The organism is Celeribacter persicus, from assembly GCF_003050785.1.
GTDB lineage: Bacteria > Pseudomonadota > Alphaproteobacteria > Rhodobacterales > Rhodobacteraceae > Celeribacter > Celeribacter persicus.
In genome coordinates this window covers 268,326-277,627 of the sequence record NZ_QAOH01000004.1, presented here as the reverse complement: position 1 = coordinate 277,627, position 9,302 = coordinate 268,326, and the positions used below count along the sequence as shown (strand labels likewise).

The following is a 9,302-nucleotide window of genomic DNA, read 5'->3' as shown; positions in this document are numbered from 1 at the left end:
CGCCCGGAAGGAGTACGGCCATGACCATCGCGCATCGATCCACCCTGGTCGTTCACGGTCGCCTCGCCATGCGGGAGAGCCGCCTGGCGGCGGGTCGTGACGGTCGTCACGGCCTCCAGATCATGTCGTTTGAGCAGGCCGCCATCCGGCTGGCGGGCGGCTTCGCCCGCCCTATCGATGACGAGAGCCTGCGCGCTGCCATCCAGGCGGCCTTGCCTGCCACGCCGATGGGCGAGCTGGAGAGCATTAAGGCTCTTCCCGGCATGATCGACGCGGCAGCCGACACGCTCCACAAAGCCTGGCGCGCGGGCATCGATCTTGCCGCACGCGCGGCGGATCATTCGCGCCTCGACGCTATCGCACGCCTGGAAGCGGCCGTCCTCGACCAGCTTCCGCCCGGCATGATGCGGCCTCTCGACATTGTCACCGCCGCGACCGCCCGCGTTGCTCATGCGCCGGCGGTCCTCGGCCCCGTGGAAATCGTCGGCCTTACCGAACTCTCGCCCTGCTGGCGGTCGCTGCTCCAGGCCCTCACCGTCCATATCCCGGTGCAGTGGACGGCCGGACCGAGGAGCGTTCCCGCATGGCTGGACGGCACGGGCGTCACGATCACGCGCGCACCGGCGCAAACGCCAGGGATCAGCGCTGTCAGCGCCGCGACCGCCTATCACGAGGCCATCGAGGCGATGCGCTGGGTGCGCAGCCTGCTCGCAACTGGCGTCTCGTCCTCGGAGATCGCCATCGCGACCGCCTCGCCCGCCGACTATGACGATCATTTCCTGGCCCTGCGCGCCGACGCCAACATCGACCTGCACTTCGTCCACGGCGTCCGCACCGTCGCCACCCGCGAGGGCCAGGCGGCTGCGGCGCTGGCCGACATCGTGGTTCGCGGCCTGTCGCAGTCTCGGCTGCGCCGCCTTGCGGCGCTCTGCCGGGACAGCGGGCCTTTCGAGACCTTGCCCGAAGGCTGGCTGCGGGTGCTGCCGACCGATGCGCCGCTCTCGACTCCGGGTGCCTGGAACCGCCTGCTGGCCCGGCTGACGCCGGAAGACTGGCCCGACGGCGCCGACCATGTTCCCGCGCTGCGCAGGGCGGTCGAGACCCTTGTGAAAGGATCGGAGGCCGCCAGCGAGATCGGAGAAGCCTTCCTCAAGGGCCGCGCGCTGGCGATCTGGCGCAAGGCTCTGCTCGCCGGCCCCGCCGCCTCGATCGACGCCACGCTGGAAACCCTGAAGCAGGACGACGGACTGGAAGCGTGCGTCTGCGTCGCCTGGATGTCCGCCAGCGCGCTCGCAGCGTCGCCCCGCCGCTTCGTGCGGCTCCTCGGGCTTAATTCCTCGCGCTGGCCGCGCGGGATTGCCGAAGACCGGCTGATCCCGGACCATATCATCCCGACCCCGGTGCTCGACCCGCTGCCGGTCAACCTCGCCGACCGCCGCGACTTCGAGACGATCCTCGCCACGACGGCCGAGACCGTCGTTCTTTCGCGCGCCCGGCGCGACAGCGACGGGCGTCTGCTGGGTCGCAGCCCTCTGCTCGCCGGGCGTGGCGACGAAATCTATCTGCGCCGCAACGCGATTCCGGCGCACGCTTTCAGTGAAACAGACCGCCTCATGGCCCGGCCCCGAGAGTTCGCAGCCGATCCGCAAGCGGTCGGTGCGCAGGGCTGCTGGCGCGACTGGCGGCAGGCCGAGATTACTCCCCATGACGGGCTCGTACGGGCGGATCATCCGCTCGTTCTCGCCATCCTCGGCCGCACCCAGTCGGCCAGCTCGCTGCGCCGCCTGCTGCGCAATCCACTCAGCTTCGTGTGGGTCTATGCCTTCGGATGGCGCGAACCGCAGAGCAGCGCCGAACCGCTCGTGCTCGATGCGCTCGGGATCGGCGATCTCGTCCACATGGTTCTCGATCGCGCCTTGCGCGACCTCGAAACCGGGGGCGGCCTTGCCTCGGCCGACGCGGGAACCATTGACGCGGCGGTGGCGCAGGCCGCGCAGGCCGTCGCCGCCGACTGGGAGAGCGAGCGTCCGGTTCCGCCGGCCGTCATCTGGGGGCGCACCGTCGACGACGCTCGCGTGATGGCGGGCCGCGCCCTGTCTTATGGCGATGATGTCCTGCCGGGCGCACGCTCCTACGGTGAGGTGCCCTTCGGCGGCTCGGAACCGAAATCCGCCGCGGAAACGCCCTGGGATACGACCACGCCGGTCACGATCCCTGACACGGGCTTCAACATCGCCGGCTATATTGACCGACTCGACATCTCGGGCGACGGCAAGCGCGCGTTGGTACGAGACTACAAGACCGGCCGCCCGCCGCGCGGTGAGATCCGGCTGAACGGCGGACGCGAACTTCAACGCTGCCTCTATGCTTTCGCGGTGAAGGCGCTCCTCGGCGACGACGTCGCCATCAGCGCCTCGCTGCTCTACCCGCGCGAGCCCGTCGATCTTCAGCTCGACGATCCCGAGGCCGTGCTGGAAGAGATCACCGGCTATCTGCGCGCGGCACGGTCGAGTCTCGCCGGAGGCGCGGCCCTGCCTGGCCCGGATACCGGCGGCGACTATGACGACCTCGCCTTCGCCCTGCCGGCCAACGCAAGCGCCACCTATTGCAAACGCAAAATGCCGGCCGCCACGGAGCGGCTTGGCGAAGTCGCTCAGGTCTGGGAGGCGGAATGATGAGCAGCGTGTCCAAGGTACTGAAGGACGACGGCGCGCGCCGCGATGCGATCAGCCTCCATGATCGCTCGATCCTGGTCGAGGCCGGCGCGGGCTCAGGCAAGACCGCCGTCATGGCTGGCCGCATCGCCGCCATGCTGGCCGAAGGCGTAGCGCCGCGCTCCATCGCCGCCGTCACTTTCACCGAACTCGCCGCGAGCGAACTGCTGTCGCGTGTCCGCGAGTTCGTCGCCGACCTCTCGACCGGCACGATCGCGACCGAACTGCGCGTGGCGCTGCCCGATGGGCTGACCCAGGCCCATCGCGACAATCTCGCCGCCGCGAGCGCCGCGATCGACGAGATCAACTGCTCGACCATCCACGGCTTCTGCCAGGGCCTCATTAAGCCCTATCCGGCAGAGGCCGACATTGATCCCGGCGCCGGCGTCATGGATCGCAACCAGGCCGATCTCACCTTCCTCGAGATTGTTGATGGCTGGCTGCGCGAACGCTTATCCGGCGGCCAGGGCGGCATCCTGGCCGAGATGGTTCTGCACAGCCCCGGCGAGACCGTGGCGCTCATCCATAAGATCGCCGAGAATCTGCGTCGCCGCCCCACGCTCGCGGCCCCGTCCGTCTCCCCGCTTGGCGGACACCTGACGGCGTTCCGGCAGGCCGCCGCGGATTTCGCAGGCTTCATGGACGGTGTGGCAGCGGCCGAGCCAGAAACGGTGACGATCGTCGAGCGGCTCGCCGAAATGGCGACCGCCGTGGCGAACGGTCCCGATCCCGCGACGCCTGCGGGCCTCGTTCGGCTCCTGACCTCGCGGCCCCACCCGGACCTTTGCACCAAGGCCGGCGCCTTCGCCTCCTATCGCAAGAAGGGCAAATGGGCCGCCGCGGCCAAGCAGGCCGGTCTCTCCAAGGCTGACGGCGACCGGCTGAACGACGCCGCCGAGACCCACTATACCACCTGCTGCGACGCCTGGGTTGGGTTGACGCAGGCCGCCTCCGGCCATGCCCTGGCGGCGCTGATCGACGAAGCGCGCCCGATCCTGCAACGCTATCGCGAGCACAAGCGCGCCAGCGCTCAGCTCGATTTCGACGATCTGATTTTCGCCGCGCGCGACTTGCTGCGCGACCATGATGCCGTGCGCCGTGCGCTGGGACAGCGTTTCGCCCATGTCCTCGTCGACGAGTTCCAGGACACCGATCCCCTGCAAACCGAAATCTTCTGGCGGTTGTGCGGCGAGCCGGTCGATGGCGATGCCGACTGGACCCGGTTCCAAATCCGGCCAGGCGCGCTCTTCCTGGTCGGCGACCCCAAGCAGGCGATCTATCGCTTCCGGGGCGCCGATGTCGGCGCCTATGTGCAGGCGCGCGACGCCTTCAGCGCCCAGGACCCTGACAGCCTCCTGTCGATCTCCACGAACTTCCGCTCCTGCGCCTCGATCCTCACCTTCGTCAACGAGCGCTTCGAGGCCGTGCTCTCGGCCGATGGCCAGCCGGGCTTCACCGCTCTCGACCCGTTCCATGACGATCGGAGCGGCCTTGGCGTGGCGGCCCTCGACATCGCTGTGGCCGATGAAAACGGCAAGGCCAGCGCCGAGCAGCAGCGCGACGCCGAAGCCGATGCCATCGCCGAGCTATGCGCCCGGCTGATCGAAAGCCATCCCATCATCGACCGTCGCAGCGGCGCGGAACGTCCCTGCCAGCCGGGCGACATCGCCTTGCTGGCACCGACCGGCGCGGAGTTGTGGCGCTATGAGGAAGCCCTGGAGCGCCGCGGCATCCCTGTGGCGACCCAGGCCGGCAAGGGGCTGTTCCGCCGCCAGGAAATCCAGGACCTGATCGCGCTGACCCGCGTGCTCGCCGATCGCCGCGATACGCTGGCGCTCGGCGCGCTGCTCCGCGGGCCTCTGGTCGGCCTCACCGAGGAAGACCTGCTGGACATCATCTGGGCGCTTCCGCGCTCGGAGGAACAGCCAAATCGGATTCCGCGTCTCGATCTCAGCGTCGACCCTGCCGTTATCGCGCACCCGCTCGCGCGCGAAGTCATCGAGCGATTGCAATCGCTCTCCCGGCGCGGCAACAGCACGATACCGCACGCACTGCTCTCGCAGGCCGTGGACGTGATGCGCGTCCGCCCACTCCTTCTTGAGCGCCATCGCGGCCAGGCCGAACGCGCGCTCGCCAATGTTGATCTCTATCTCAGCCTGTCGACCGGCTACGCCGTGCGCGGCCTGCGCGCGTTCGCCGAGGCGATGACAGCGGCGTGGTCCGACGAGGCCCGCGCCGTCGAGGGACGGCCCGACGCGCAGGAGGAAGCGGTCGCGCTCTTCACCATGCACGCGGCCAAGGGGCTGGAATGGCCGATCGTCATTCCAATCAACACCATGACCGGGGTCATGGCGCCCGACAGCGCCGTCATCGACCGACAGACCGAGACCTTCTATTGCCCGGTCCTGGGTGTCACGCCCGAGGGCTATGACACCGCACGCCAAGCGGAAAAGGAGGAGCTGGACCGCGAACGCATCCGGCTCTGGTATGTCGCGGCCACCCGCGCCCGCGAACTCCTCGTCTTGCCCCGGCTCGACGCCGCGCCGTCGAAATCGGCCTGGATCGGTCTCGTCGATCTGTCGCTCGCCGACCTGCCCGGCCTAGACGTCTCTCACCTGCCTGCCGATCTCGCGGCCGCAGGTGCAGGCGCGGGCAACACCCAGACGCGCGCGCGCTTCGCCGCCGAAGCCGAAGCCATCGCGGCCGCGCAGGCGCGGTTGACCTGGCTCGCGCCCAGCCGTGACGAAAACGCCGCCGGGACCGTGCTGCGGGAAGAAGAAGCCGCGCTCTGGACGGGATCGGCCGACGATCAGCCCCCCGAGCTGGAAGCAGCCGTCCTCGTGCAGGGCGGCCGCGAGCGCGGGCTGATCCTCCACAAACTCATGGAAGAGGTGCTGACCGGCGAAGTCCCGGAAGCGGAAGCCGCCCTGACCGAACGGGCTGGCCACCTCATCCGCGCCCTCGGCCAGTCTCCGGTCGCCGACCCCGCGACGGGGCTGTCGGCGCAGGAACTGGCCGCCTGTGTGGCTCGGACCCTCGCTCTACCTGACATTGCGGCCCTGCGGCCGGGTCTTCTGGCCGAATTTCCCGTCTACTCTGCACAGGCGACCGACGGCGTGGAAACGGCAACGGCTGGGATCGCGGACGCCCTGACTGTCGGCGAGGATGGCCGGCCGTTCGTGGTCGTCGACTGGAAGAGCGACGTGAATCCCGAGGCTCAGACGCTCGACCACTATCGGGCTCAGGTCCGCGCCTATCTCGATATGACCGGTGCCGAGCGCGGACTGATCGTGCTGATGACCTCTGGCGCCGTCATTTCCGTCCTGCCAATGATACCGACTGAGAACGAGGTCGCCTGACCCATGTCGTACCTTACTGGGACCAATCGCCCACCACGACTGAGGACCGCAGCTTTCAGTAGATGCGGAGCCGCGCCCATACCGACTCGCATGTCGATCTCAATACCGCAAATACTCCCGCTTAGAATTCATTCCTGATAGCGGTGATGTTTTGGGCATATCCAGAAGGGGGGCGTTTTGGACACAGTACATAATCCGGATCGTTTTATGGCCGATCTTCGGCAGATCCTATCGCAGGGACGTAAGCGTATTGGCGTTCTAATCGGTGCCGGCGGTCCTCTCTCCGTGCGAGTGGACGCGACTGGCAAGCTTGACCCAAATGGTCAGGCGTTGATCCCGGGCGTAAACGATTTGACCGACCAGGCATTGCTGAAGTTGACAGGAACAGAAGCTGCCGCGGCGGCTGCAATCCGTGCATCCCTGCCAGATGGCGGCAACATCGAGACGATATTGTCCAAGATTCGTCTCCTCCAGACTGCGCTCGGCGACACGCCAATGCATGGCCTTGACGGCCCCGGATATGCCGCGCTGGGAACAGCGATCTGCGACGCGATCGGCGAGATCGTCGGTGCGAAGCTACCCGAAGGGCGAACCCCATATCACGAGCTAGTCTCGTGGGTAAGCGGGACACAGCGAGCACATCCGGTCGAGATATTCACCACAAACTACGACTTGCTAATAGAATCCGCATTCGAGCACGCAAAAGCACCGTATTTCGATGGTTTTTCAGGCGGGCATGCTCCTTTCTTTGATCCGGTCACGGTGGCGGGCAACGATCTGCCCCCGCGCTGGTCGCGCGTTTGGAAACTTCATGGCTCACTGGGTTGGAAAAGTGACAGCGGGACAGTGGTCCGCTGCGGCGGCACGGATTCCACCGAACTCGTCTACCCCGACCACCTCAAGTACGATCTGACTCAGAAGCAGCCTTATGCTGCGCTGTTCGAGCGATTGAAGCGGTTTCTGCTGACGCCCGACACAGTGCTTCTGACCACTGGCTTTTCGTTCCGTGATGCGCACATCTGCGCGGTGCTAGGCGAGGCGCTCGCCATGAATGCCAACGCAGCAGTCATCGCGTTGCAATTCCAAACTCTTGCGGAAGAGGAGCCTGCCCGGAAGCTTGCCTTCGAACATCCGAACCTTTCAGTTTACGCCAGCGATGCTGCTGTAATCGGCGGTATTCCTGGTCAGTGGCGTTTGGGTGACTTGCCCAAGAACTGGGGGGAAATTCGTTCAAGCTTCTGGGGCAAGCGCGGCGGCGGCGACGCCTTCCTCTTGGGCGACTTTGCGAGCTTCTGCCGCTTCTGTGCGCTCTCCTATTCGCCCGACCTCGCTCGCCCTACCGACGCAGGTGTTCCGATCGATGCCACCGAACCGGCTGCGGTGTCGGCATGACTGCGACTGATCCGACTTATCTCGGGCGTGTGAGCGCGGTTTCAGGCTCCACCATCACGGTAAGGCTGGCCGAGTCTCTATCGTCCGGTCTGGCTATGATCGATGGCCATACCTACCGCGTGGGCCAGGTCGGCAGTTTCGTCCGTATCCCTCTCGGGTATCAGGATCTTTACGGTGTCGTCGCCGAGATTGGGGCCGCCGCTGCGCCTGAACCCGTCGCCGTTGCAGAGATGGATGGCCAAGATACCGGACGCTGGATGCGCGTGGAGTTGGCAGGCGAGGCGACCGGCGAGTACTTTGAGCGTGGCCTCAGTCAACATCCCAATGTCGACGATGCGGTCCACTTAGTCACCCAGAAGGATCTTCGCCGCATATATGGCGGCGAAGAGGAAGATCAGGTCGAAATTGGGACGCTCTCGAGCGCCGAAAATATCATCGTGCGTTTGTCACTCGATGCGCTTGTCACTCGGCACAGTGCCATCGTCGGTTCGACGGGATCAGGTAAGTCAACCACCGTCGCGAGCATACTTCGTTCAGTAGTCAGCACCTCCGAAAGTGTAGCCGCTAGCGGAGCGCGGATCCTTCTATTGGATGTGCATGGGGAATACTCTACGGCACTTGGAGATCTCGCCAAAACCTTCAGTGCTACGCCGTCTCCCGACGAAGAGCCTCTGTTCGTTCCGTACTGGGCGTTGGAGGCCGGAGAGCTACTTGATTTTATCGCTGGCGAACTCAGCGACAATCATCTGATGGCATTTACTGATAAGATCCAGGAGTTGAAGGAAAACCGGCTCGGCGCTGGTGCGCTTCCGGGTCTCGACCCTCAATCCCTCACGGTTGACAGTCCTGTCCCGTTTTCACTGAAGAAGCTCTGGTATGATTTGATCGACTTTGAGACGGCCACATTCACCGGGCCGCAGCGTGACCAGCCTGCTCTCGAGGCTGCGGGCGACCCAGCGACCTTAACTGCTCCTCGTTATACACCGCACGCGATGGGTGCGGCTGGGCCATTCCTCAATCAGGCCGCCAAAGGCATCCGCCGACCGCTCAATTTGCTGCGCTCTCGTCTTCTGGACCGACGGTACGATTTTATCCTTCATCCCGGTCCTTGGGAGCCCGACCTCGCCGGACAGACGGCACAGGACCTTGATACACTACTGGGCGGCTGGCTTGGCCACGACCGTCCAATCACAATCCTCGACCTCTCCGGCGTGCCTAGCAGCGTCCTGGTCCGGCTGATTGGCTCTATACTCCGTGTTGTCTACGAAGCGCTCTATTGGAGCCGGGAGAAGACCGAGGGAGGCGTACTGCGGCCTCTGCTTGTGGTGATGGAAGAAGCCCACCGGTACGTCAGCCCCGATAGCGGCAATGTCGCCGCGGACATTGTGAAACGCATCGCGAAGGAAGGTCGCAAGTACGGGGTTGGCGCCATGCTGGTCTCTCAACGTCCGTCTGAGATCGATGAGACCATCCTCTCTCAGTGCGGCACGCTCATAGCGCTGCGGCTATCCAACCCAGCGGATCGCGGGCGCGTGAAGGGCGCACTTCCCGATAATCTATCGGGCCTTATGGATCTTCTGCCAGTGCTGCGGACGGGTGAGACAATCATCTCTGGTGAAGCCGCACGACTACCCGTGCGCTGCCGCGTATCGCTTCCCCCCGCGGATCGCTTGCCCCGCAGTTCAGATCCCGAAGTCAGCGCAGCCTGGCGGACCCGCCGCGTGGCAGAAGGCTATGATCGCATGGTGGCGTCGTGGCGAGCACAACGAACCACAGCCGTTGTGCGAGATATTGCGATTACGCGGACCCCCATCAACGAAGATGAACAGTAGGAAGA

Annotated in this window: 4 protein-coding genes; all 4 read left to right on the top strand. The window is 65.6% G+C overall.

Annotated features, from left to right (window positions below; translation table 11 throughout):
- The first annotated feature begins 20 nt into the window (after nucleotides 1-20).
- Nucleotides 21-2,675: a PD-(D/E)XK nuclease family protein gene (locus C8N42_RS07665; RefSeq protein WP_107815970.1), complete on the top strand. Its 2,655-nt coding sequence runs from the start codon at nucleotides 21-23 to the stop codon at nucleotides 2,673-2,675.
- The gene (locus tag C8N42_RS07660; protein WP_211309156.1) at nucleotides 2,672-6,073 is read left to right on the top strand and encodes a UvrD-helicase domain-containing protein; all 3,402 of its coding nucleotides are present in this window, start codon (nucleotides 2,672-2,674) and stop codon (nucleotides 6,071-6,073) included. The genes C8N42_RS07665 and C8N42_RS07660 overlap by 4 nt, the downstream gene beginning before the upstream one ends.
- 207 nt (nucleotides 6,074-6,280) lie before the next feature.
- On the top strand, nucleotides 6,281-7,465 hold the full coding sequence (locus C8N42_RS07655; RefSeq protein ID WP_107815968.1) for an SIR2 family protein: 1,185 nt from the start codon (nucleotides 6,281-6,283) through the stop codon (nucleotides 7,463-7,465).
- A complete protein-coding gene (locus C8N42_RS07650; protein ID WP_107815967.1) occupies nucleotides 7,462-9,297 on the top strand; it encodes an ATP-binding protein in 1,836 nt (611 codons plus the stop codon). Before C8N42_RS07655 ends, C8N42_RS07650 begins: the two co-directional genes overlap by 4 nt.
- Nucleotides 9,298-9,302 lie beyond the last annotated feature (5 nt).